The sequence below is a fragment of the Mesorhizobium sp. L103C119B0 genome (genome assembly GCF_000502235.1).
In the GTDB taxonomy this organism is placed as follows: domain Bacteria; phylum Pseudomonadota; class Alphaproteobacteria; order Rhizobiales; family Rhizobiaceae; genus Mesorhizobium.
On record NZ_AYXE01000002.1, the window covers coordinates 471,240 to 494,637 of the forward strand.

The window sequence follows — 23,398 nt, forward strand, 5'->3', positions numbered from 1 at the left end:
CCGGCTTGGTTACGTCTGTGAAACGTCTCACAGCGGCGTTCGGTGTATCGTGAGCGCTTACGGGCTGGCCAGAACGTACCTGATGAGCCGTTGTCTAAGAGCGCTCGGGCCGCTCTGCGATACAAATCAAAGTGAACGGAATTGGAATTTTTCAGGGAATAAATGAGTAAACTTCCACATTGTCGATCAACCTGGTTCTGCCAAGCCACGCCGCGGCAAGCAGGCGGCCATCGCCGTCACGCCGCCACGAGGTGAGCGTCAGGCTCTCGCGCGCGGCGACATAGTCGACGCTGTCGAAGCCTGCCTCGAGAAGCGCGGCAGTGGCTTTACCGGTCACGCCGTTTTCATCGGCACCGGCCGCGAGCGCTGCCGCCGTCTGGCGCAAGATGACATTGAGCTGTCGCGCGACGTCGAGCTCGGCGGCGTCGAGATAGGCGTTGCGCGACGACATTGCCAGGCCATGCGCATCGCGCACGGTTGGCGCGCCGACGATTTCCACCGGAAGGTCAAGATCGCGGCAGAGCTTTCGGACGACGCAAAGCTGCTGGTAGTCTTTTTCGCCGAAGATGGCGTAGTCGGGCAGGGCTTGCAGAAAGAGCTTGGCCACGACCGTGGCGACGCCCTCGAAGAAGGTCGGCCTGAAATCCGATTCCAGGCCAGAAGACGGGCCGCCGACCGAAATCTTCGTCGCAAAGCCTGCCGGATACATCTCGGAAACCGTAGGCGTGAAGGCAAGCTGTGCGCCGGCCTCGGTCAGCCGGTCGAGATCGCGGGCCAGCTGACGCGGATACTTGTCGAGATCTTCAGTGGGGGCGAACTGGGCCGGGTTGACGAAGATCGAGACGACGCAGCGATCGGCCGTTGCGAGCGCGGCCCCGACCAGCGAGATATGGCCGTCATGCAAAGCGCCCATGGTCGGCACCATGGCGACGCTCAGGCCTTCGCGCCGCCATTCGCGGATCTGCGCGCGAAGGCCGGGCACGGTGTCGACGACGAGCGGCTGGCTTATGGGGGGCCGGTTCATGCCTTGTCCTTGTCGCTCGCGGCTGAAAAGACGTGGCCCGGCCCGGGGAAGGTGCGGCTGCGCACCTCCGCCGCATAACGCGCCGCGGCATCGGCGACCGCGCTGCGCAAATCGGCGTATTCCTTGACGAATTTCGGCACCCGGTCGACCGTCAGGCCGACCATGTCGTCGATGACCAGGATCTGGCCGTCGCAATCGCGGCTGGCGCCGATGCCGATGGTGGGAATGGCAATGCGCCGGGTGAGGTCGGCGGCAACGGTCTCGACCGTGCCTTCGATGACCAGCGAAAACGCGCCGGCCTTTGCGACCGCGTCGGCGTCGCGCATGAGCGCGGCCACATTCTCCGGCGTGCGGCCCTTGATCTTGTAGCCACCGTCCTTTTCCACCGATTGCGGCTGCAAGCCGATATGGCCCATCACTGGAATGCCGGCCGCGACGATTGCGGCGATCTGGAGGGCGACGTCGACGCCGCCTTCCAGCTTCACCGCCTGGCAGCCGGTTTCCTCAGAGATGCGGCGCGCCGAGGCAAGGGCTTGCGCGGCCGAAGTCTCGTAGCTGCCGGCCGGCATGTCGACCACCACGCAGGCCTTTGCCGAGCCGCGCATCACGGCCTGGCCATGGACGATCATCATTTCCAGCGACGCGCCAAGCGTGGTCTTGTGGCCATGCAGCACCATGGCAACGCTGTCGCCGACCAGGAGAAGGTCGACATGATCGTCGAGCAGGCGGGCGACGGGATAGGTGTAAGCGGTAAGGCATACGACCGGCACGCCGCCCTTGCGGGCGCGTATTGTCTCCGCACTGATCCTGGCGACAGCTGGGGCCATTCCTCACCTCCCGCAGCCGGCGTTGACTACAGCGCCGCGCGTCCCGTGGACGCGCAAAGGACGCTGTAGCACTTTGGTTTGCGCATGATCCTTTCCGAAAATCGATTTCGATTTTCGGGGTCATGCGGCAGCGCCGACGATGAGAGCTTTAGGAACACACAGCCGGCTTGGCAAGCGTCGGTTCGCAGGTGCGAAATGGATCGGCCAATCACTGAGCGCTTCGGCATGCCGTCAGTGCCGCAGGCACCGCAAAACCCTTGCCTTCGCGGAGTCCTGACGCCATAAGCAGGAAGCAGGCACCGCCGTGCGCCCCGCGAGGATCTGAATGAAAACTTTCCTTCTGCAGTTTTTCACCTGGTGGAACCGCCAGACGCTGGGAACCCGTTTTCACACCTGGCGCCACGGCAACAAGGTCGGCCAGGATGGGGCCGGCAACGTCTACTACGAAGGCGGCGTCGATTCGGAAGGCCGCACCCGCCGCTGGGTCATCTACGCCAATTATTCGGAGGCGTCGGCGATCCCTCCGGGCTGGCACGGCTGGATGCATCACCGCGTCGATGTGGCGCCGCCAAGCGATGACTATCGGCCGCGCGAATGGGAAAAGGCGCATGAGCCGAACCTCACGGGAACACCGGCGGCTTATCGCCCGAAGGGTTCCGTGCTCACCAATCAGCACCGTCCGCAGGTGACGGGCGACTACGATGCGTGGACGCCTGGTTCTTGACCGCCGGCCGGTCCTTTGTCGCCACAATTGGCGTTTAGCTGCTTGCTGATATGACAACGGCGAATAGCCTTGGGCGTGACAGAATCACCCGGGCCCAAACCACCGGTATCTCCGCATGAACATTTTCAGCCTGACATCGATGGCCGGACTGGCGGCAATTGGCGCTATCGCCATGTTCCCGACAGCGTTTGCCGCGGCGCAGGCGCCTGCGGCAGCACCCGCAATCTCCGATCGCATCACCAATCCGGTCGCCGAATTTGCCGGCATCGACAAGATCACCGGCCGTATCATCACCTTCGATGTCTACATCGACGAAACCGTGCAGTTCGGCGCTTTGCAGGTGACGCCGCGCATCTGCTATTCGCGGCCGGAGAATGAAGAGCCGAAGACCGATTCCTTCGTCGAAGTCGACGAAATCACGCTCGACCGCAAGATCCGCCGCATCTTCACCGGCTGGATGTTCGCCGAGAGCCCCGGCCTAAACGCCGTCGAGCACGCCGTCTATGACGTCTGGCTAAAGGGCTGCAAGCAGAAGTCGGATGTGCCGCCGCCCGACGCGGCCAATGCCGAGACGCCCAAGGTCGACACGTCCAAGCCAAAGCCCGCCGCTGCTCCGGCCGCCGAACAGCCAGACCCCACGGAACCTGACGCGACCAACACCAACTGATCCTCCGGAACCGTGGTGGCAACTATGCGTTGGGCCATGGACGATGACGCATTTATGCGCTTGGAGGATATTCTGATGTCGGACAGCAAACGGATAACGGCCAGCAAAGACGACCTGCTCGAACTCGAAAAGGGGTTCTGGACGGGCGACGAAGCTTACTACGCCGCCAATGTCGACACAGAATGCCTGGTGGCATTTCCTGAGATGGCACAGGCAATGGACAATGCCGATCTGGCCAAGACCGCGACCAAGCCCAACCGCTGGCGCGACCTTCAGATCGACCTCAAGGGTATCATCGAGCCCGGCAGCGACATTATCATGCTGACCTATGAGGCTCATGCGACACGGGAAAACGGCGAGCCCTACGCGGCGCTGGTCAGCACTGGCTATGTCCACCGTGTCAACGGCTGGAAGATGATGTTCCATTCGCAGACGCCGATGGAAGCCGCGAAGGGCTGACCCCTTTCACCGGTCGAGCCGGCTCGGCCGCTCGGTCTCCGATCAGGGATAAAAAACGGCTTCGCCCTTCAGCGCGTCGGCCAACATCTTCTCGTATTTGACGCGCGGCACGTCGACCGCGCCGAAGCGTTTGAGATGCTCAGTGGTGAATTGCGTGTCGAGCAGGGCAAAGCCGCGCGCCTTCAGCCGCTCGACCAGATGATACAGGCAGGTCTTGGACGCGTCGGTTTCCCGGGCGAACATGCTTTCGCCGAAGAACACGCGACCGAGCGAGACGCCATAGAGGCCGCCGACCAGCCGTTCCTCGCGCCATGCCTCGACCGAATGGCAGTGCCCCAGACGGTGCAGTTCGATATAGGCTTCGCGGATCGGCGCGTTGATCCAGGTCGAGCGGCGCTCCTCGCGTTTTTCGGCGCAGCCGTCGATCGTCGCCTCGAAATCGAAATCGAAGCGGATGTCGAACGGGTGCTTGCGGATCGTCTTCCGCAGGCTCTTCGGCGTGTGGAAGCCGTCGAGCGGGATGATGCCGCGCGTCTCCGGCCGCACCCAGAACACTTCCGGGTCGGAAGCGCTCTCCGCCATCGGGAAGACGCCCGAGGCATAGGCCTTGAGCAAGAGGTCGGTCGGAATGCGATAGCCGGGTGCGTAAGGGCGGGTCATCGCGGCATCATAGCGGCAATTCGGGCGCTATTCCTCTTTGGCCAGATACTTTTCCAGCCAGTGGATGTCGTAGTCGCCATTGGCGATATCGGCATTGCCGACCAGGTCGCGAAACAGCGGCAGCGTCGTTTTGATGCCGTCAACGACGAATTCGTCGAGCGCCCGGCGCAGCCGCATCATGCATTCGACGCGGTTGCGGCCGTGCACGATCAGCTTGCCGATCAGGCTGTCATAATAGGGCGGGATCTTGTAGCCGGAATAGACACCGGAATCGACGCGAATGCCGAGACCGCCAGGCGTGTGGAAATGCGTGATCGTGCCGGGCGAAGGCGTGAAGGTACGCGGATCCTCGGCATTGATGCGGCATTCGATGGCGTGGCCGTTGAACTTTATGTCCTCCTGGCGCACTGAAAGCCCGCCGCCGGAGGCGACGCGGATCTGTTCGTGCACGAGATCGATGCCGGTGATCGCCTCCGTCACCGGATGCTCGACCTGCAGCCGCGTGTTCATCTCGATGAAGTAGAACTCGCCATTCTCGTACAGGAATTCGATGGTGCCTGCGCCGGAGTAGCCGAGGTCGGCGATGGCCTTGGCACAGATATTGCCGATGCGGGCGCGCTCCTCGGCGTTAAGGGCCGGCGAGGGCGCCTCTTCCCAGACTTTCTGGTGGCGGCGTTGCAGCGAACAGTCGCGCTCGCCGAAATGCACGCCGCGGCCGGCGCCGTCGCCGAATACCTGCACCTCGATGTGGCGCGGCTTTTCCAAGTATTTCTCGATGTAGACGGCATCGTCGCCGAAGGCGGCTCCCGCTTCCGTGCTCGCTGTCTGCAAGGCGATCTCAAGGTCAGCCTCGGTAAGGGCGACCTTCATACCGCGCCCGCCACCGCCTGCCGATGCCTTGATGATCACGGGATAGCCGATCTCGGCGGCAATGCGCCTGGCTTCCTTCTGGTCGGTGACGGCGCCGTCGGAGCCCGGCACAACCGGAATGCCGAGCCGCTTTGCGGTGCGCTTGGCCTCGATCTTGTCGCCCATGATGCGGATGTGGTCGCCCGACGGGCCGATGAAGGTGATGTTGTGGGCGGCGAGAATGTCGGCGAACTTGGCGTTTTCCGACAGGAAGCCATAGCCCGGATGCACGGCATCGGCGCCGGTGATCTCGCAGGCTGCGACGATCTGGTGGATGTTGAGATAGCTGTCGCGCGACGGCGGCGGACCGATGCACACGCTTTCGTCGGCGAGCCTGACATGCATGGCGTCAGCGTCGGCGGTCGAATGCACGACCACGGTCTGGATGCCGAGTTCCTTGCAGGCGCGCAGCACCCGAAGCGCGATTTCGCCGCGGTTGGCGATGAGGATCTTCTGGAACATCCGGCCCGCTCTACTCGATCACGACGAGCGGCATGCCGTACTCGACCGGCTGGCCGTCCTCGAACAGGATCGCCGTCACCGTGCCGGCGCGCGGCGAAGGGATCTGGTTCATCGTCTTCATCGCTTCGATGATCAGCAGCGTCTGGCCTTCCTTGACCTTCTGGCCGACTTCGATGAAGGCCTTGGCGTCGGGCGAGGGCGCGAGATAGGCGGTGCCGACCATCGGCGAGGGGACCGCGTTCTTGGACGGGTCGGCCACTGCTGGTGCGGCAGCCGCGCCCGCCGCGGGCTGCTGCGCTGCCGGAGCATAACCGGCCTGCGGTGCGGCGATGGCGTGGACGGCCGGCGCCTGGCGCGATACGCGCACCTTCAGGTCGCCGAGCTCGACTTCGATCTCGGTGAGATTGGTGTCGTTCAGTATGCCCGCCAGATCGCGGATCAGTTGCTGGTCAACACCGGTCTTCTTTATCGACATTTTCGAGCCTTCTGTTTGTGGGCCGGTCATAGGCGTGCCGCCAGCGCCTGCAGCGCCAGCGAGTAGCCAAGCGGCCCGAACCCGCAGATCATGCCGACAGCGACCGGCGCGACCATGGAGACGTGGCGGAATGGTTCCCGCGCGTGGATGTTGGAGAGGTGAACTTCGGCGACGGGCAGCGGCGCGACAGCGCGGATGGCGTCGTGAATGGCAATCGAGGTGTGGCTGTAGGCACCCGGATTGATGACGATGCCGGCTGCCTTGTCGCCGGCTTCCTGGATCCAGTCGACGAGGTCGCCCTCATGGTTCGACTGGCGAAAATCAATCTCGAGGCCAAGCGCGGCGCCCGCCTGCTTGCAGTCGTCGGCGATCGCGGCAAGCGTCTTGCCGCCATAGATGCCCGGCTCGCGCTTGCCGAGCGCGTTCAGGTTGGGGCCGTTCAGGACGAAAATCGTTTTCAAAAATGCCGACCTTTTCCGACGCCGGCCTCAAGCCGGCGCGCAGGGCCTTCTATAATGGGCATAGCCGCCCGCGGAAAGAGCACAAGTGCGATCTTTCACTGTCCACAACAGGCGGAAATGTGCCCGTGAGAAATAGGCTCGCGTGCAAGATCAGAGCGCGGCTTTCGCCGCCTCGATCTTTTCAGCCAGCACTTCCTGGCCGAGCGCCCCGAACACCACCTCATTGCCGACCACGTAGGAAGGCGTTCCGGTGATGGCCAGCTTGTTGGCGAGGTCGAAGGTCTTGGAGAAAGCCTCGGTGATGGTCGGATCCTTCATCTTCTCGCGCAATTTCGCCTCATCGGCGCCTAGCGACAGCGCAACCTTGATGGCCGCCGCCTCGGTGGCGCGGCCCTGGCCGCCGAGCAGGGCGTTGTGGAACTCGCCGTATTTCTCCGGATGCATCAGGTGGAAAGCCATCGAGACGACGCTGGCCTTTTGCGAATCCGGCCCGAGGATCGGGAATTCCTTGAGCACGAAGCGCAGCTCCGGATCGGCCTTTGTCAGAGCCTGCATGTCGTCGATGGCGCGTTTGCAGAAGCCGCAATTGTAGTCGTAGAATTCGACGATGGTGACCTTGCCCTTCGGATTGCCGACGACGCCGTCGAAGGTCGAGTTGAAAATCTCGGACTTGGCCTTCTCGATGACGCCGAGGCTGGCTATGCGCTGCTCTTCCTTCTGCTTGGCCTCGAGCGCCTCCTGCACTTCAAGCAGCACTTCGGGGTTCTTCAGGAGATAGTCGCGGATAATGCCCTCGACCTCGGTGCGATCGATCTTGGTGTCGGCAGAGGCGGTCTGCACGGTCTGCGCCGTGCCGGCCTTGGCCACCTGCGGACTGCCGGCGACGAACCCGAAAGCGAGCATGGCAAGAGCAGCCGCCACTCCCGTCGTGCCGAGCAATATTGCCTTGTTCATCGTCTCATCCTCTTTACCGGTTCCGGTCTATCCTAGTCGCCGCGGGCGACCGGAAGGTTCATTTCTTGAGTTTGCCTGAAGGGTTGTAGTTTATGATGTCCTGCGCCCGAATCCAGCCGGGCTCGCCGCGCTTCAAGTCTTTTTGCGCGCGCATGGCGAAAATTTTCGCATTCGTGTAATCGCCGGAATAAAAGTGGCCCTCGGCGGTGGCGAGTTCCGCCGCCGGAATGTTGCCAAGCTCGCCATAGGCCTGGGCGAGATAGCGGTATCCGACCGTGTTTTCCTTGTCGCGCCCGAGACCGTTGTTGATCTGCACCACCGCCTTCTTCAGCGAGTCGGGCGTGCCGATGGCCATCAGCGCCTGGCCGAGGGAAACGGGCAACAGGCCCGACCTCACCGGATCGAGGCTGACCGCCTTGGCATAGGCGTCCGCGGCGTCCTTGGGCTTGTTGGCCTTCATCAGTATGTCGCCGCGCATTTCCTGGAAGTAGGGGTTCTTCGGCTGTTCCTTGATCAATCCATTGGCCTTGGTCAGTGCTGCACCCAGATTGCCGTAGAGATAGGCCATCTGCGCTTCGCCATAGCGCGAGGCGAGGCTGCCCGGGGCCTTGCGGATCAGCCGCGTGGCGGCGGCCTGGCCGCCCATATAGGCGGCGATCTTGATGCGCATCATGTCGTGCCGCTGCTGCAGTGCCGGCGGATCGACCTTGTCGACGTTAGGGCTCTGCTTGACCAGCACTTCGAGATTGGCGATGCGCTCCTGCGGCATCGGGTGGCTGATGCGGTAGGGATCGACCTGCGTGCCGGAAAGCGACAGCGCGCTCTGGAAGCGGGCGAAGGTCTTCAGCATGCCCATGCCGGACTGGCCGGTGGCATTGAGATAGGTGATGGCAGAGCGGTCGGCGGTCGACTCTTCGGTGCGCTGGTAGGCAAGAATGCTGCGCTGCGCCATCTCGCCGCCGCCCGCAGCCACGCCCATGCCGGCGCCGGCAAGGCCGCGGCTGTTGGTGGTGGCGCCGGCAACGATGGCGCCGGCGCCAAGCAGCGTGGCGATGATGGCCATGGTCTTGGCGCGCTCGAGCTGGTCGCGCAATTTCTGCTGATGGCCGCCTGCGATGTGGCCGGCCTCATGGGCGATGACGCCGATGATCTCGTTGGGCGTTTCTGCCTGCATCAGCGCGCCGGTGTTGATGAACAGCCGGCGCCCGGTGACGAAGGCGTTGAAGCTCTGATCGTTGACCAGAACGATATCGACACCGTCATTGGCAAGACCGGCCGCCTTGAAGATCGGCCGCGCATAGTCGCGCACCAGCGCCTCGATCTCGGCATCGCGCACGACCGGCACCGCCTGCGCGAAGGCCGTCACCGAGCCGGTGACAGCGACGGCGGCGGCAAGCAAAAGCGTCGCGAAGCCGCGCGCTGTCTTCCCGATGGAAGATTTGGACATCGTCGATTTGGGTCGGCTCAGCATGAGGTCCACTGGTAAACGAGCGGGCGAACGATGAAAAGTCACGGCACCGAAACTAGGCGAACTTGTGATCCTCACATCAATCGGGCATTTGTGCGGCGCTGCCGCCGGTTCATGGCTTCGAGCGGCGGGCCGGACGGAGGTCAAATGGTAGTTTCGCTGTCGCGCCGCGGTGAAGTCGAGCCGTTTCACGCCATGGACATTCTGGCCGAAGCCAACCGGCTGAAGGCGACGGGCGTGCCTGTCGTCTCCATGGCCGTCGGCCAGCCATCCGATCCGGCGCCCGTGGGCGCGAGGGAAGCAGCCGCAAATGCGCTGAGGATCGGACGCATCGGCTATACCGACACGCTCGGTCTGGCGGATCTGCGCAAGGCGATCGCCACGCATTATGGCGACCATTACGGAATCGATGTCGCGCCGAACCGGATCGCCGTGACCACGGGATCGTCGGCCGCCTTCAATCTGGCATTCCTCGCGATGTTCGATCCCGGCGACCGCGTCGCCATCGCAGCACCCGGCTATCCGGCCTACCGCAACATCATGGCCGCGCTCGGCATCGAGATCGTCGAGATCGAGCTCGGCAGCGACGCCTATCTTCATGCCGAACATTTGAGATCGGCGCACCGGGAAAAACCACTGAAGGGCGTGTTGTTCGCCAGCCCGGCCAATCCGACAGGTGCGGTCATTCCCGCCGACGAGTTGTCGGCACTGGTGAGGACAGCCGAAGAACTCGGCATCGCGGTGATATCGGACGAAATCTATCATCGGCTGGCCTATGCCGCGCCCGACACCACTGCGCTGGCCCATGGCTCAGGCGTGACGGTGATCAATTCCTTCTCGAAATATTATTGCATGACCGGCTGGCGCATTGGCTGGATGGTGCTGCCGGAAGCTCTGGTGAGGCCGATCGAGCGCATCGCCCAGAGCCTCTACATCTCGCCGCCGGAACTGTCGCAGATCGCGGCGATCGAAGCCTTCAAGGCGACGCAAGAGCTGGAAGCGGTAAAGGCGCGCTACGCCTGGAACCGCGAGCTGTTGATGCGGCGCCTGCCGGAACTCGGATTTCCCTTGGCGGCGCCGATGGACGGCGCCTTCTACGCTTTCTGCGATGTTACCCGGCATACCAATGACAGCATGGCCTTTGCGCGCAAGATGCTGGCCGAGGCGCATGTGGCGGCGACGCCCGGCCGCGATTTCGATCCACTTCAGGGCCACCGCACGATGCGCTTTTCTTATGCCGGCAGCCATGACGACATGGTCGAGGCGATGGCGCGCATCGAGCGCTGGCTGAAATAGCGGGGACGAGCATGCCGGATCTTGAACAAGCGCTGGCCGACGTCGCCGCCGAGATGGCCGAGCGCTCCGATCGCGGCGAGGTCGCCACCTACATTCCGCAGCTCGGCAAGGTCGATCCGAACAAATTCGGCATTGCCGCCGTGACCAATGACGGCCGCGTGCTGGTCGCCGGCGACGCCGACCAGGCGTTTTCGATCCAGTCCATCTCCAAGGTGTTTACGCTTACGTTGGCGCTCGGCAATGTCGGCGACGCGCTGTGGCAGCGTGTCGGACGCGAGCCGTCGGGCAATCCGTTCAACTCGATCGTGCAACTCGAGCATGAGAACGGCATTCCGCGCAATCCGTTCATCAATGCCGGCGCCATCGTCGTGTCCGACATACTGCTTGCCGGCCACCAGCCGCGCGAGGCGATCGGCGAAATCCTGCGCTTCATCCAGTTCCTTGCCGATGACGAAACCATCATCATCGACCGCGAGGTCGCGGCTTCCGAACGCGCCACCGGCTATCGCAACTTCGCGCTTGCCAACTACATGAAATCCTTCGGCAATCTCAACCATGCACCCGAGCTGTCGCTGGGCGTGTACTTCCACCATTGCGCGATCGCCATGAGCTGCCGGCAATTGGCGCTGGCCGGCCGCTTCCTCGCCAATGGCGGCAGAAACCCGGCAACCGGGCACTCCGTGGTGTCTGCCGAGCGGGCGCGGCGCATCGGCGCCATGATGCTGACCTGCGGCCACTATGACGGCTCCGGCGATTTCGCCTTCCGTGTCGGCATTCCGGGAAAAAGCGGCGTCGGCGGGGGCATATTGGGGATCGTGCCGGGTGTGGCTTCACTCGCCGTATGGTCGCCGGGCTTGAACGCCAACGGCAATTCCAAGCTGGGGTCGATCGCCTTGGAAAAACTGGCCAGGATGATGAACTGGTCGATTTTCGCCCCCTGACGCCTTCCATCATTCGCGCATGCAAAAATCCCGCGCCGTGGTTTGAACGGCGCGGGATTTTTGTCAGGAACCTATCTTAATCGGCTGAATAGCTTAGAAAAAGCCCTTCCGCTNGGTTTGAACGGCGCGGGATTTTTGTCAGGAACCTATCTTAATCGGCTGAATAGCTTAGAAAAAGCCCTTCCGCTGCCACCAGCCGGCGCGCTTCGGCTTTTCCTCGGCCTTTGCCTCGTCGGCAACGCTGGAGGAAACCACCGGCACCGCGGTGGTATCCGCGGCCACGGCTTTGCGCCGTGACGGGCGAGCCTTGGCGGGCTCGTCGTCGACGGTCGTTTCCGTGGCGGCATCGGCCGCAGCGGGGGCGGCTGCTTCGACGGCAGCTTCCGGTGCAGCCTCGGCCGCCGTCTCATCGGCGACTTCCACCACAGCCTTCTTTGCCCTTGAAGCGCGCTTCTTCTTCGGCTTTTCGGCTGGAGCGTCGTCGTTCGCCGCGGCGGGAGCCGCTGCTTCTTCAACCGCTACGGCTGCTACGGGCTCGCTTGCGGCCGTTCCGACTTCAGCGGCCTCGGCCACCGAGGCGGTTTCGCCGGCTTCGGTCTCCGTGCCGTCTTCGCGACGATTGCGCTTGCCGCCGCGCTTGCCGCGACGGCGCTTCTTGCCCTGGGCGTCATCTGATGCTTCCACCGTTTCGACGGCGCCAACCTGGGCTTCGTCTTGCTGTGTTGCATCGTCATCGCCTGGTTCAGCGGCAAAGTCGTCGCTTGCCGCCGAAACCGAAGCACCTTCGGCGCCATGCTCGCGATCGCCATGTTCGCGTTCGCGATCCTTGCCGCCGCGCCGCCTGCGGCGCTTGCGACGCTTGCGGTCGCGGCCTTCGCCGTCCTCAGCCGATCTCGGCTGCTGCTGCTGCGATTGCGGCTGCGCCTGGCGCGGCTGCTCGGCCTGTACCACAACCTCGTCGTCTTCCTCCTCGATGACGATCTCGTCCTCGGGCTCTTCCGGCTCGACATAGGCCGGGAAGGTTCGCGCTTCGACAAAGCCTTCCGGCTTTTCGGCAATGGCGCCGCGGAAGATCGCGTAGTGCTGCACACCGACCGTATCATCGGCCTCGACGGTGATGGTCAGGCCAAAGCGGCTTTCGAGTTCCACCAGCGTGCCGCGCTTGTGGTTGAGCACATAGAGAGCGGTCGCCGCCGGGGTTCGCACCGTGATGTGGCTGCGCGAATCCTTGAGCAGGAATTCCTCGATCGCCCGCACCACCATCAGCGCCACCGACGAATCGGAGCGCACATGGCCAGTGCCGCCGCAATGAGGGCACGGCTTCATGGTTGATTCCAGCACGCTGGCGCGGATGCGCTGGCGCGACATCTCCATCAGACCGAAATGCGAGATGCGGCCGACCTGGATGCGGGCTCGGTCGTTCTTGAGGTGATCCTTCAGCCGCTTCTCGACGGAGCGGTTGTTGCGGTTCTCCTCCATGTCGATGAAGTCGATGACGATCAGGCCGGCGAGATCGCGCAGCCTCAATTGCCTGGCGACTTCTTCCGCCGCTTCAAGGTTGGTGTGGAGAGCGGTGTCCTCGATCGAGTGCTCCTTGGTGGAGCGGCCCGAATTGACGTCGATGGCGACCAGCGCCTCGGTCTGGTTGATGATGATGTAGCCGCCGCTCTTCAGCGTCACCTGCGGCTGCAGCATGCGGTCGAGCTGCGCCTCGATGCCGTTGCGCACGAAGATCGGCGTCGTGTCGCGGAACGGCTGAACCACCTTGGCGTGGCTCGGCATCAGCATGCGCATGAAATCCTTGGCCTCGCGATAGCCTTCCTCGCCGGAGACAAGAATCTCGTCGATATCCTTGTTGTAGAGGTCGCGCACCGAGCGCTTGATCAGGCTGCCTTCCTCATAGACGAGGGCAGGGGCGGTGGATTGCAGCGTCAGGTTGCGGACGTTTTCCCAAAGCCGCATCAGATATTCGTAGTCGCGCTTGATTTCCGCCTTGGTGCGGCTTTCGCCGGCGGTGCGCAGGATGACGCCCATGCCCTGCGGCACTTCGAGATCGGCAACGACCTCCTTGAGGCGCTTGCGGTCGACCGCACTGGTGATCTTGCGCGAAATGCCGCCGCCGCGTGCGGTGTTGGGCATCAGCACGGAATAGCGGCCGGCAAGCGACAGATAGGTGGTGAGTGCAGCGCCCTTGTTGCCGCGCTCTTCCTTGACCACCTGCACCAGCAGAATCTGCCGGCGCTTGATGACTTCCTGAATCTTGTACTGGCGGCGCACCGGCTTGCGGCGGCTGCGCACCTCTTCCAGCGCATCCTCGGCGCCTACGGATTCGATCTCGTGGTCGTCCGGATGCGAGGACTGCACCTCTTCCAGCATGCCGCGATCATTGTCCTCGGAGGTGGCTTCGCCACTTGCCTCGCTGGACGACCTTTCGTCACCCGGCTCCGCCGCAGGGACAGCTTCGGAGATCACATCCGCTTCGACGCTTGCCGCGATCGATGTCGGGCCGCCTTCCGACGGTTCGGTCCCGGATGTCTCGGCGTCGGAGGCTTCGCTGTCGCCATGCCCGGCATGATCGTCATGCCCGGCGGTATTGGCCGCGGCATGCTCGGAAGCAGGCGCTTCGGAGACGGCATCGCTGCCGGCATCGCCATGTTCGCCGTTCTCATCATCGGCGCCGGCGTCGCGCTTGTGTTCGCCCCGCTCACGACCCTTGCCGCCGCGCCGGCGGCCGCGCCGGCCGCGATCGCGGCTCTGGCGGTCGTCGCCGTCATTGTCCTCGTTCTCCTCGTCCTCGGCTTCCTGCGCTTCAGCGCGCAGCAAAGCCTGACGATCGGCGACCGGGATCTGGTAATAGTCGGGGTGAATTTCACTGAAGGCGAGGAAACCGTGACGGTTGCCGCCATATTCGACAAAGGCTGCCTGAAGGGAAGGTTCGACGCGCGTTACGCGGGCGAGATAGATGTTTCCTTTGAGCTGCTTCTTGTCCTGAGATTCAAAGTCGAATTCTTCAATACGGTTACCGCGGATAACGACAACGCGTGTTTCCTCCGGGTGGGAGGCGTCTATCAGCATTTTGTTGGGCATTATTTCGTTTCCTCCCGGCAGCCGTCAGCCGCAGCTTGCGAGGCAAAGCCCGCTGCTGCGTGTCTGGGATGTGGGTGCCGGATGTCTGAATGTCCGCCGGACGCCGCTTGAGCGCCATGGCGGTGCCGCCCGCAGCCACAATGGCGCGGTTTGATGCGGACCTTTCCATGATTGCGCTTGAAGCCATCGTCACCAGCAGAACCTTTTGAACCAAAGCCCGGACGAACCGGACCAGCTTGTTTGCTCATACAGAGCCGGCACGGGAACAAACCCGGCCGTTTTCCTCACGCAGGCGATTCCCCCGCCACGGGCGCACACCTGCGAAATTCGTCGCGATCACCTGAAGCCTTTTCGCGGGAAGCGAAAGGAGCCGCCTTTCATCTGACCTGTAGCAGGAAGCTGCGGGAGAAGCGGTTCCAGGATTGCAGTGATCCACCATCGCTTTTATGATTTGACGGGGTGGAAGGCAACCCCGATTTCGGATGCCGGCAAAAAGCAGTGCCGTAACGGAAGCACAGGCCTTAATCCTCAATGAAAAGGCTTGGTTAACCTTCTCTGGATACCAATCGTTAATCGAGTCTGCGGCCTGACCGGCATTTCGACCAACCACGCGGGCGCAAGGCGCCAAACCAGGAGCGACTGCAAGAAATGGGACTGGCGGGCACCACAGACAAGGGCCATGGCCGTGCAGGCCGTTTCCTGCGCGCTGCCGGTGTGCTGTTGCTGCTGGCGCTTTGCCTTGCTTTTGCGCCGGTTTCACGCGCCGCCGATGCGCCACTCGGCGCCACCGCCTACAAGATGGCCGGCGACGCAACCAAGATGCGCATCGTCATCGATTTCGACCGCGAGCCCGACATCAAATGGTTCCTGCTGCGCGGCCCCAACCGGCTGGTCGTGGACCTGCCGCGCACCCGATTCGCCATTGGCGCGAAGGACGCCAAGGCCCGCGGCCTGGTCAAAGCGGTGCGTTATGGCGATCAGGGCGAGGGATCGCGGCTGATCCTGACCGGCAAGGGGCCGTTCTCGGTCGACAAGCTCGAGGTGCTCAAGAACGAGGACGGCGCAGGCTATCGCATCGCCATCGACATGTCGGCAGCCTCCGACCGCGAGTTCGACGAAGCCCTTGCCAACCAGGCGCTGACCACTGGCTCGACCGTCTCCACCGACAAGGGCTCCAGGGTCGGCACAGGGCCGATCTCCAATCCCGGGCATCGCTTCACCATCGTCATCGATCCCGGCCATGGCGGCATCGACGGTGGCGCCGAAGGCCTCAACGGCACCATCGAGAAGAACGTGACGCTGGCCTTCGCCACCGAATTGCGCGACAAACTCGCCGCCGTCGCCAACTACGACGTGTTCATGACGCGCGATACCGACGAGTTCCTGCGGCTCGATGACCGCGTGCGCATCGCCCGGCAGCACGAGGCCGACCTTTTGATCTCGATCCATGCCGACACGATCAGCGTCAAGGGTATCAGAGGCGCCACCGTCTATACCGTCTCCGACAAGGCGTCCGATCCGCAAGCGCAGGCGCTTGCCGACCGTGAAAACCTCTCCGACCAGTTCGCCGGCATGGTGATCAAGGACGACAACAAGGAAGTCACCGACATACTGATCGACCTGATCCGCCGCGAGACGCATAATTTCTCGATGAGCTTTGCCCACACTCTGGTCGGCCAGTTGTCCACCAGCGTCGGCCTGATCAATAATCCGCAGCGTTCGGCCGGCTTCAAAGTGCTGAAAGCGCCCGATGTGCCGTCGGTGCTGGTGGAACTCGGCTATCTCTCCAACGCCAAGGATGAAGCGCAACTGCTCGACGCCGACTGGCGCGGCAAGGCGGCGCAGAGCATCACCAACGCCGTCGCCCTGTTTGCCTCCGCCAAGATGGGAACGGGAACCGGAGGCTGAGATGGTCGCCGCCGCCCACGACCGGAGGCAGCGTTGCACGACGACAACACCAGGCGCTTTTATTTCAGGTGGGGGATGCCGAAACCGGGCACTGCCGTATTTTGCCCACATGGTGGCGACATGGGTTTTCCATCACGGATCGGGACAGTTGCGAAGGCTTGCGCGAAAGGCGGCTTCGTCTAGGAAATTCCCGGACCTCGGACTGGAGCGGGCATGATTCGTCTTATCGGCTATTTCTTTGGTATCGGCACGACGCTGGCGCTTATGGTCGCCGCGGGCGTGGCGATATACATCAGCCATCTGTCGAAAGACCTGCCCGACTATGAGGTCCTGGCCAAGTACGAGCCGCCAGTGACGACCCGCATCCATGCTTCCGACGGCTCGCTGATGGCCGAATATGCGCGCGAACGGCGGCTCTATCTGCCGATCCAGGCGGTTCCGGACCGGGTCAAGGCGGCGTTCCTGTCGGCCGAGGACAAGAATTTCTACAACCATCCCGGCATCGACATCACCGGGCTTGGCCGCGCCATCTACGTCAACCTGCAGAATCTGGGTTCGGGCAGGCGCCAGGTCGGCGCCTCGACCATCACCCAGCAGGTGGCGAAGAACTTCCTCTTGTCCTCGGACCAGACCTACGAGCGCAAGATCAAGGAGATGATCCTGGCCTTCCGCATCGAGCAGGCTTATTCGAAGGACCGCATCCTTGAGCTCTATCTCAACGAAATCTTCTTCGGCTTCGGCGCCTATGGCGTTGCGGGCGCGGCACTGACCTATTTCGACAAGTCGGTCAACGAACTCACGGTCGCGGAAGCCGCCTATCTGGCGTCGCTGCCGAAGGGCCCCAACAACTACCATCCCTTCAAGCATGCCGACCGCGCCATCGAGCGCCGCAACTGGGTCATCGACCAGATGGTCGAGAACGGCTACGTGACGCGCGAGGAAGGCGACAAGGCCAAGGCCGAGCCGCTCGGCGTGACGCCGCGTCGTAACGGCTCCTATCTGTTTGCGGGTGAATATTTCACCGAGGAAGTGCGCCGCCAGATCATCTCGCGCTATGGCGAGAACGCGCTCTATGAGGGCGGCCTTTCGGTGCGCACGACGCTCGATCCGAAGATCCAGCTCATCGCCCGCAAGTCGATGCAGGACGGCTTGCTCAAATACGACACGCTGCGCGGCTATCGCGGACCGGTGACGCATATCGATGCCTCCGGCGACTGGGGCGTGGCGCTGGGCAACGTCAAGGGGCTGGAAGACGTGCCGGAATGGTCGCTTGCCGTCGTGCTCGACAGCTCGGCGACCGGCCTTTCCATCGGCCTGCAGCCGACGCGGCAGATTTCGGGCGATATCGTCAAGGAACGCATCGAAGGCGCCGTCAGCAAGGAAGACATGAGCTTTGCCATGCGCCATGTGGTCGATGGCAAGACGGTCAAGGCCAAGTTTCCGGCCGATGTACTGCAGCCCGGCGACGTCATCTTCGTGCAGAAGAACGAAGGGTCGGAAGGCGCCTACACGCTGCGCCAGGTGCCGGAAGTGGAGGGCGGCCTGATCGCCATGGATCCACATACCGGCCGCGTGCTGGCCATGGTCGGCGGCTTCTCCTATGCGCAGTCGGAGTTCAACCGTGCCACGCAGGCGATGCGCCAGCCGGGATCGTCCTTCAAGCCGATCGTCTATTCGGCCGCGCTCGACAATGGCTATACGCCGGCCTCGGTGATCATGGACGGACCGATCACCATCCAGAGCGGCACTACGACCTGGACGCCGAAGAACTATGACGGCACGGTGGCAGGCCCCGCGACCTTGCGTTCCGGCATCGAAAAGTCGCGCAATTTGATGACGGTGCGGCTCGCCAACGACATGGGCATGAAGCTGGTGGTGGAATATGCCGAGAGGTTCGGCGTCTACGACCATCTGGCGCCGTATCTGCCGATGGCGCTGGGCTCCGGCGAGACGACGGTGATGCGCATGGTGTCGGCCTATTCGATCATGGCCAATGGCGGCAAGTCGATCAAACCCTCGCTCATCGACCGCATCCAGGACCGCTACGGCAAGACCGTGTTCAAGCAGGACGAGCGCGGCTGCGAAGGCTGCAACGCGCCCGAATGGAACAACCAGCCCGAACCGGAACTGGTCGACAATTCCGAGCAGGTGCTCGATCCGATGACCGCCTACCAGATCACCTCGATGATGGAAGGCGTCGTCCAGCGCGGTACCGGCGCCACCATCGCCGAGCTTGGCCGCCACATCGCCGGCAAGACCGGAACGACCAATGACGAGAAGGACGCCTGGTTCATCGGCTATACGCCGAACCTCGTCGTCGGCCTCTACATGGGTTACGACACGCCGCGCGGTCTCGGCCATGGCGCCACTGGCGGCGGTCTGGCGGCACCTATCTTCAAGGACTTCATGCGCGTTGCGCTGGACGGCACGCCGAATGTCGACTTCAAGGTGCCGGAAGGCATGAACCTGGTCGCGATCAACCGCAAGACCGGCATGCGTGCCGCGTCGGGCGATCCCGGCACCATCATCGAAGCCTTCAAGCCCGGCACCGGCCCAGCCGACAGCTATTGGGTGATCGGCATGGGCGCCGACGGGTCCAACGGCGCCGGCGGACCGCTATCGCCGCAGGCAACGGAAGCCATCCAGGCACCCGGCGGCGGACTCTACTGACGACCTGATTTTTTACGTCGAATGGGCTGGCTTGTTGAGCCGGCCCATTTCGCTTTACAGGCAGCAATGCCGTGCCTATGTATCGCGCCGACCCAAGCGCCACTTCGAAAACAGGACAGAACAACCAGCCATGCGCGCGGAAACGCAGAATATTGTCGACGAGATCAGGCAGGCGATCACCCTGCTGAGGAGGCATCTTTGACTGGGATCAGGCTATAAAGCGGCTTGAATACCTGAACGTGCGCGCCGAGGATTCCAGCCTCTGGAATGATCCGCTGGAAGCGCAAAAGCTGATGCGCGAGCGCCAGGGCCTCGAAGACGGGATCGCCGGCGTCAAAAGCCTGACTCAGGCGCTGGAAGACAATATCGGCCTGATCGAACTGGGTGAGGAAGAGGGCGACCAGAGCGTGATCGCCGAGGCGGAAGCAGCCCTCCGCTCGATGCAGGGCGAGGCCAAGGCCCGCCAGGTCGAGACGCTGCTGTCGGGCGAGGCCGACGCCAACGACACCTATCTCGAAGTCCATGCCGGCGCCGGCGGCACCGAGAGCCAGGACTGGGCCTCGATGCTTCTGCGCATGTATACGCGCTGGGCCGAGCGTCGTCGTTTCAAAGTCGAGGTGCTGGAAGTACATGACGGCGAAGAAGCCGGCATCAAGTCCGCCACGCTCCTGATCAAGGGCCACAATGCCTATGGCTGGCTGAAGACCGAGTCGGGCGTTCATCGCCTGGTCCGCATTTCACCCTATGACAGCAATGCGCGCCGCCACACGTCCTTCTCCAGCGTCTGGGTCTACCCGGTCGTCGATGACAGGATCGAGATCGACGTCTCGGAATCGGATGTACGCATCGACACCTACCGCTCATCCGGTTCGGGCGGCCAGCACGTCAACACCACGGACTCGGCGGTTCGCATCACCCATATCGCCACCGGCATCGCGGTTGCCTGCCAGGCCGAACGCTCGCAGCACAAGAACAAGGCGAAGGCCTGGGAAATGCTGCGCTCGCGCCTTTACGAGGAAGAGCTGAAGAAGCGTGAAGCGGTGGCCAATGCCACAGAAGCGTCAAAGAGCGACATCGGCTGGGGTCACCAGATCCGTTCCTATGTGCTGCAGCCCTACCAGTTGGTGAAGGACCTGCGCACCGGCGTCGAGAGCACCAGCCCGTCGAGCGTGCTCGATGGCGACCTCGACGACTTCATGGAAGCCTCGTTGTCGCAGCGCATCGAGGGCGGTGCCGGTGAAGCCGTGGCCGACCTCGACTAGGATATGTCCATATTCAGCTGAGGCCGGGCTGCGAATGGCTGATTCCTGCGCTTTCGCCACTTTCGACTCGGCCTGACTTTGTTCTGACATATCCCTGGGCGGGGAGCGAAGGAGGAACCATGAGTCGCAGGCTCACCGGCAAATGTTTTTGCGGCGCGGTCCAGTATGAAGTGGCGGACGAGTTCGTCTATGCCGCCAACTGCCATTGTTCAAACTGCCGGCGCACCACAGGTTCCGCCTTCAAGCCTTTCGCCGGCATCGAGCGCGAGAAACTTGCCCTTGCCGAAGGGCATCACGGACTCATCCATTTCGGCGATGACAGCGGCCACGATGCGCATTGCAGCCGCTGCGGCTCGTTGCTGTATTCGCTGGTCCGCGACGGCGCCTATGTCCATGTCGCCATGGGCACGCTGGTTGACGATCCGACGATCCGGCCGACCGCGCACATCTTCGTCGGCTCCAAGGCGCCATGGTTCACCATCGCCGACGACTTGCCGCAATATGAAGGGCATGTGATCGCCGGTCCAGGCGACGCATAGGCTGGAACCACATACGGCCAATCCCGTTGTTTCGTTGCCCGTCTGCCGGGAGTTGAGCCTGGCCTTGGATCTCGTCAGCGGTTGCAGATAGCGGCGTAGATGTGCGGCCTCGCGCAGCAACTTCTTGCGCCAGCCTAGGAATCAGCCCAGCATCCGAGGGCTGGAAGAGAAAAAGCATTTATGGCCGGACGCGGCATATCTGCGACCTGACGATCCGGCCACTGGGAAGACACGTTCCGGGAACGGGCAAGCGAAACGCTTGATGCTCGTTTGAAAGGAACGCTTCCATGTCTGCTGCCACTCTCCGATCGGCCAGAGCCGTTCAACCGGCTGGCCGACTCCTGTTTTCCTTGTTCGTGACCCCGATCTTTGCAATCGCGATGCTTGCGGCGGTGCTGACCGCACCCGCCTTCGCCCATGACGCCAAGCCTACGGCGGCGAAGCCGCAAGGCTGGAGTTATCCCTTCGCCTGCTGCGCAAACTACGACTGCCGCACCACCCATACCGGCGAGGTGCTGGAAAAGCCGGAGGGCTATGTCATCGCCGGAACGGGGGAGGTCGTTCCGATGAGCGACAAGCGGGTCAAGGACTCACCCGACGGCGATTTCCACTGGTGCGCGCATCAGGCCGGCCTCGACGCAGGCAAGACGATCTGCCTGTTCGTGCCACCGCGTTCCTACTGAGTTCTGTTGGCAGTTCTCATCGGAAGGCCGGCCTTGGTGGTGCTGAAGGCGCTTGCGTCAGACGGAAGCAGCGAGTGCCGAGGCGAAGTCGCGATACGGGCGCAGTGGGCGACCCAGAAGTGCCGTCAGGCGCTCGACGTCGCCGGCCTCGGGCAGCATCCCGTCGGTGAAGAAACGCTCGCCCATCAGGCGCATGTCGTAGGCCATCCAGGCGGGCAGGAACTGCTTGAGATTTTGCTCAAAACCCTCCGTATTGTCGCCGCTGTAGCTGATCGGGCGGGCGAGTACGTCAGACCAGATTGCGGCAATATCCGTCCCGGTCAGTGTCTGCGGACCGACGAGGTTGATCCGCTCGAACGCAAGCGGCTCCTTGGACTGTTCGCGACGCAGCAGCTCAAGGGCGGCGATCTCGGCGATATCGCGGGCGTCGATCATGGCGAGACCCTTGGGGCCGATCGGCATTGGGTAGGTGCCGTAGCCGGTGATGACGTCTTCGACCGTCAGATCGTTCTGGATGAAGTAGGCCGGGCGCAAGATCGTAGCTTTGAAGTCCATGTGTTCGATCATTCGCTCGACGCCGAACTTGCCCGCGAAATGCGGCACGTTCACATAGACGTCAGCGTGGATCACCGAGAGATAGACGATCCGCTCGATGCCGGCCGATCGGGCGACGTTCAAGGCGATCAAAGCCTGGGTGAATTCGTCGGGCACCACGGCGTTCAAGAGAAACAGCGTGGAAACGCCAGACATGGCTTTGCGCAGCGAATCGACATCGAGAAAGTCGCCTTGCACGACCGATACGCCTGCCGGAAAAGTGGCTTTCGACGGATCGCGCACGAGAGCACGCACATCGGCGCCGCGCTTGGCGAGCTGTTCGACGACTTGGCGGCCGATATTGCCGGTGGCGCCGGTAACGAGAATGGTCATGGAATTTCTCCTGTTGGGTTGCTTGACAGCCCCAATATGTGTGGCTCACAAAGAGCCCAGTAGACGGCAATTTTAGACACGTCGTCTCACTGGTGGGACAGTCATGGATCTTTTAGCCCTTGCCGATTTTAACCTCGTGGCTCGCCATGGCGGCTTCGGCAAAGCGGCAAGGTCCACCGGCCGGCCCAAGGCAACATTGTCCCGGCGCGTTGGCGAATTGGAAAGCAGTCTCGATCTGCGTCTGTTCGAACGGGGTGCGCGTAACCTGAAGCTGACCGAAGAAGGACGGGCGCTCTTCGAGCGGACGGGGGCGTTGCTTGCCGAGCTGGACGAGACGGCATCGGCGATTGCCTCGGGCGGCCAGAGACCCAAGGGCAGATTGCGGATCAGCGCGCCTTTGCATTTTTCGCAGACTGCAATGGGGAGGATCGCCGCGGGATTTGCCCTGAGGTATCCTGAGGTGAGGCTTGAAGTGACCACCGAAGACCGGCATGTCGACATGATCGAGGAAGGCTACGATCTGGTAATCCGGGTCAATCCGGATCCCGATGAAAGCCTGGTCGGACGGGCGTTTCTCCGCGACCGCCTGGTCGTTGTGGCGAGCCCGGACCTTCCTCGCCCGGCCGATGGGCTCGCCGCTCCTGGCGTTGCGCGCGGGACAGGCGAGCGGCAAACATGGCAGGTGAAGACACCAGGTGGCCGGGCAACACTTAGAATCGAGCCGGTCCTCGCCTTGTCGACGCTCATCATGGTCCGGGATGCGGTGCGAGCCGGCATCGGCGCAGGACGGCTTCCCATTTCGTTGGTGGCCCACGACCTGGCTGACGGCACACTGGTGAATTGGGGGGATATTGACGGCCCCGAAATTTCTCTATGGACGCTCTACCCCTCCCGGCGGCTGCTCAGCGCGCGCGTGTCGGCGTTCCTGGATTTTCTGAAACAGGCTTTCCCAAACGGGACGCCGGACGAACTGGCCGCCTATATCGGCAGGTGAC

Annotated in this window: 21 protein-coding genes; 11 read left to right on the forward strand and 10 right to left on the reverse strand. The window is 62.9% G+C overall.

The genetic code is table 11. The features are described 5' to 3' along the window. Positions 1–151: 151 nt before the first annotated feature. Together panC and panB are read right to left on the reverse strand one after the other, a co-directional pair. A complete protein-coding gene (gene panC, locus X728_RS161495; RefSeq protein WP_023706622.1) occupies positions 152–1,009 on the reverse strand; it encodes a pantoate--beta-alanine ligase in 858 nt (285 codons plus the stop codon). Positions 1,010–1,020: 11 nt separating this feature from the next. Continuing rightward, entirely contained in the window at positions 1,021–1,851 is an 831-nt protein-coding gene (gene panB, locus X728_RS161490) for a 3-methyl-2-oxobutanoate hydroxymethyltransferase (RefSeq protein ID WP_023702475.1), read from the reverse strand. 325 nt (positions 1,852–2,176) lie between these two features. Between panB and X728_RS161485 the strand changes: the two genes are divergently transcribed. The 3 genes from X728_RS161485 (at position 2,177) to X728_RS161475 (ending at position 3,701) form a co-directional block, all read left to right on the forward strand. Further along, complete coding sequence (locus X728_RS161485; protein ID WP_023667491.1) at positions 2,177–2,575, forward strand: NADH:ubiquinone oxidoreductase subunit NDUFA12; 399 nt, start codon at positions 2,177–2,179, stop codon at positions 2,573–2,575. A 115-nt stretch (positions 2,576–2,690) separates the two neighbouring features. After that, the gene (locus X728_RS161480; RefSeq protein ID WP_023667490.1) at positions 2,691–3,242 is read left to right on the forward strand and encodes a DUF2155 domain-containing protein; all 552 of its coding nucleotides are present in this window, start codon (positions 2,691–2,693) and stop codon (positions 3,240–3,242) included. A 75-nt stretch (positions 3,243–3,317) separates the two neighbouring features. Continuing rightward, on the forward strand, positions 3,318–3,701 hold the full coding sequence (locus tag X728_RS161475; protein ID WP_023702474.1) for a hypothetical protein: 384 nt from the start codon (positions 3,318–3,320) through the stop codon (positions 3,699–3,701). A gap of 42 nt (positions 3,702–3,743) precedes the next feature. Here the strand turns inward: X728_RS161475 and aat are convergent, their stop codons facing one another. From aat to X728_RS161445, 6 genes are all read right to left on the reverse strand, one after another. Next, positions 3,744–4,361, reverse strand: a complete 618-nt coding sequence (gene aat, locus X728_RS161470; RefSeq protein WP_023681498.1) for a leucyl/phenylalanyl-tRNA--protein transferase — start codon at positions 4,359–4,361, stop codon at positions 3,744–3,746. A gap of 27 nt (positions 4,362–4,388) precedes the next feature. Beyond that, positions 4,389–5,732: an acetyl-CoA carboxylase biotin carboxylase subunit gene (gene accC, locus X728_RS161465; protein ID WP_023681497.1), complete on the reverse strand. Its 1,344-nt coding sequence runs from the start codon at positions 5,730–5,732 to the stop codon at positions 4,389–4,391. Between the two features lie 10 nt (positions 5,733–5,742). Continuing rightward, positions 5,743–6,207 (reverse strand): acetyl-CoA carboxylase biotin carboxyl carrier protein, encoded by a 465-nt coding sequence (accB, locus tag X728_RS161460; RefSeq protein WP_023681496.1) that lies wholly within the window; start codon positions 6,205–6,207, stop codon positions 5,743–5,745. 26 nt (positions 6,208–6,233) lie between these two features. After that, positions 6,234–6,668, reverse strand: a complete 435-nt coding sequence (gene aroQ / locus X728_RS161455) for a type II 3-dehydroquinate dehydratase (protein ID WP_023667485.1) — start codon at positions 6,666–6,668, stop codon at positions 6,234–6,236. 150 nt (positions 6,669–6,818) lie between these two features. Further along, on the reverse strand, positions 6,819–7,622 hold the full coding sequence (locus X728_RS161450; protein WP_023667484.1) for a DsbA family protein: 804 nt from the start codon (positions 7,620–7,622) through the stop codon (positions 6,819–6,821). A 58-nt stretch (positions 7,623–7,680) separates the two neighbouring features. Next, a complete protein-coding gene (locus X728_RS161445) occupies positions 7,681–9,093 on the reverse strand; it encodes a M48 family metalloprotease (RefSeq protein WP_023702473.1) in 1,413 nt (470 codons plus the stop codon). Positions 9,094–9,237: 144 nt separating this feature from the next. On the opposite strand from X728_RS161445, the gene X728_RS161440 reads away from it, so the two are divergent. Together X728_RS161440 and X728_RS161435 are read left to right on the forward strand one after the other, a co-directional pair. Then, entirely contained in the window at positions 9,238–10,386 is a 1,149-nt protein-coding gene (locus tag X728_RS161440) for an aminotransferase class I/II-fold pyridoxal phosphate-dependent enzyme (protein ID WP_023830706.1), read from the forward strand. Positions 10,387–10,397: 11 nt separating this feature from the next. Next, complete coding sequence (locus tag X728_RS161435; RefSeq protein ID WP_023830707.1) at positions 10,398–11,327, forward strand: glutaminase; 930 nt, start codon at positions 10,398–10,400, stop codon at positions 11,325–11,327. 168 nt (positions 11,328–11,495) lie between these two features. Here X728_RS161435 and X728_RS161430 read toward each other — a convergent pair whose 3' ends face one another. Further along, positions 11,496–14,414, reverse strand: coding sequence for a ribonuclease E/G (locus X728_RS161430; RefSeq protein WP_023830708.1), 2,919 nt, complete (start codon positions 14,412–14,414; stop codon positions 11,496–11,498). Positions 14,415–15,062: 648 nt separating this feature from the next. On the opposite strand from X728_RS161430, the gene X728_RS161425 reads away from it, so the two are divergent. The 5 genes from X728_RS161425 to X728_RS161405 all read left to right on the forward strand — a co-directional run bounded on the left by X728_RS161425 (position 15,063) and on the right by X728_RS161405 (position 21,476). Continuing rightward, the gene (locus X728_RS161425; protein WP_023830709.1) at positions 15,063–16,322 is read left to right on the forward strand and encodes an N-acetylmuramoyl-L-alanine amidase; all 1,260 of its coding nucleotides are present in this window, start codon (positions 15,063–15,065) and stop codon (positions 16,320–16,322) included. Between the two features lie 213 nt (positions 16,323–16,535). Next, complete coding sequence (locus X728_RS161420) at positions 16,536–18,992, forward strand: penicillin-binding protein 1A (protein ID WP_023830710.1); 2,457 nt, start codon at positions 16,536–16,538, stop codon at positions 18,990–18,992. A 130-nt stretch (positions 18,993–19,122) separates the two neighbouring features. Then, positions 19,123–20,254, forward strand: a protein-coding gene (gene prfB, locus X728_RS161415; RefSeq protein WP_155922402.1) for a peptide chain release factor 2 whose coding sequence is annotated in 2 segments (ribosomal slippage) — positions 19,123–19,188 and positions 19,190–20,254 — 1,131 coding nt in all. Because the reading frame shifts where the segments join, the coding sequence is not laid out codon by codon here. Positions 20,255–20,373: 119 nt separating this feature from the next. After that, on the forward strand, positions 20,374–20,793 hold the full coding sequence (locus X728_RS161410) for a GFA family protein (protein WP_023830711.1): 420 nt from the start codon (positions 20,374–20,376) through the stop codon (positions 20,791–20,793). Between the two features lie 287 nt (positions 20,794–21,080). Continuing rightward, positions 21,081–21,476, forward strand: a complete 396-nt coding sequence (locus X728_RS161405; protein ID WP_023667474.1) for a hypothetical protein — start codon at positions 21,081–21,083, stop codon at positions 21,474–21,476. Between the two features lie 57 nt (positions 21,477–21,533). Here the strand turns inward: X728_RS161405 and X728_RS161400 are convergent, their stop codons facing one another. Beyond that, positions 21,534–22,403: an NmrA/HSCARG family protein gene (locus tag X728_RS161400; RefSeq protein ID WP_023830712.1), complete on the reverse strand. Its 870-nt coding sequence runs from the start codon at positions 22,401–22,403 to the stop codon at positions 21,534–21,536. 103 nt (positions 22,404–22,506) lie between these two features. On the opposite strand from X728_RS161400, the gene X728_RS161395 reads away from it, so the two are divergent. Then, positions 22,507–23,397, forward strand: a complete 891-nt coding sequence (locus X728_RS161395; protein WP_023681487.1) for a LysR family transcriptional regulator — start codon at positions 22,507–22,509, stop codon at positions 23,395–23,397. Position 23,398: the final 1 nt, after the last annotated feature.

What these genes read in the sequence shown, in the direction of transcription:
- X728_RS161430 (WP_023830708.1), bottom strand. Translation starts at nt 14,414, where the DNA reads ATGCCCAACAAAATGCTGATAGACGCCTCCCACCCGGAGGAAACACGC.
- X728_RS161400 (WP_023830712.1), bottom strand. Translation starts at nt 22,403, where the DNA reads ATGACCATTCTCGTTACCGGCGCCACCGGCAATATCGGCCGCCAAGTC.
- X728_RS161445 (WP_023702473.1), bottom strand. Translation starts at nt 9,093, where the DNA reads ATGCTGAGCCGACCCAAATCGACGATGTCCAAATCTTCCATCGGGAAG.
- X728_RS161485 (WP_023667491.1), top strand. Translation starts at nt 2,177, where the DNA reads ATGAAAACTTTCCTTCTGCAGTTTTTCACCTGGTGGAACCGCCAGACG.
- X728_RS161405 (WP_023667474.1), top strand. Translation starts at nt 21,081, where the DNA reads ATGTCTGCTGCCACTCTCCGATCGGCCAGAGCCGTTCAACCGGCTGGC.
- accB (WP_023681496.1), bottom strand. Translation starts at nt 6,207, where the DNA reads ATGTCGATAAAGAAGACCGGTGTTGACCAGCAACTGATCCGCGATCTG.
- X728_RS161425 (WP_023830709.1), top strand. Translation starts at nt 15,063, where the DNA reads ATGGGACTGGCGGGCACCACAGACAAGGGCCATGGCCGTGCAGGCCGT.
- X728_RS161420 (WP_023830710.1), top strand. Translation starts at nt 16,536, where the DNA reads ATGATTCGTCTTATCGGCTATTTCTTTGGTATCGGCACGACGCTGGCG.
- panB (WP_023702475.1), bottom strand. Translation starts at nt 1,851, where the DNA reads ATGGCCCCAGCTGTCGCCAGGATCAGTGCGGAGACAATACGCGCCCGC.
- accC (WP_023681497.1), bottom strand. Translation starts at nt 5,732, where the DNA reads ATGTTCCAGAAGATCCTCATCGCCAACCGCGGCGAAATCGCGCTTCGG.
- X728_RS161410 (WP_023830711.1), top strand. Translation starts at nt 20,374, where the DNA reads ATGAGTCGCAGGCTCACCGGCAAATGTTTTTGCGGCGCGGTCCAGTAT.
- X728_RS161480 (WP_023667490.1), top strand. Translation starts at nt 2,691, where the DNA reads ATGAACATTTTCAGCCTGACATCGATGGCCGGACTGGCGGCAATTGGC.
- X728_RS161475 (WP_023702474.1), top strand. Translation starts at nt 3,318, where the DNA reads ATGTCGGACAGCAAACGGATAACGGCCAGCAAAGACGACCTGCTCGAA.
- X728_RS161440 (WP_023830706.1), top strand. Translation starts at nt 9,238, where the DNA reads ATGGTAGTTTCGCTGTCGCGCCGCGGTGAAGTCGAGCCGTTTCACGCC.
- X728_RS161395 (WP_023681487.1), top strand. Translation starts at nt 22,507, where the DNA reads ATGGATCTTTTAGCCCTTGCCGATTTTAACCTCGTGGCTCGCCATGGC.
- aat (WP_023681498.1), bottom strand. Translation starts at nt 4,361, where the DNA reads ATGACCCGCCCTTACGCACCCGGCTATCGCATTCCGACCGACCTCTTG.
- X728_RS161450 (WP_023667484.1), bottom strand. Translation starts at nt 7,622, where the DNA reads ATGAACAAGGCAATATTGCTCGGCACGACGGGAGTGGCGGCTGCTCTT.
- X728_RS161435 (WP_023830707.1), top strand. Translation starts at nt 10,398, where the DNA reads ATGCCGGATCTTGAACAAGCGCTGGCCGACGTCGCCGCCGAGATGGCC.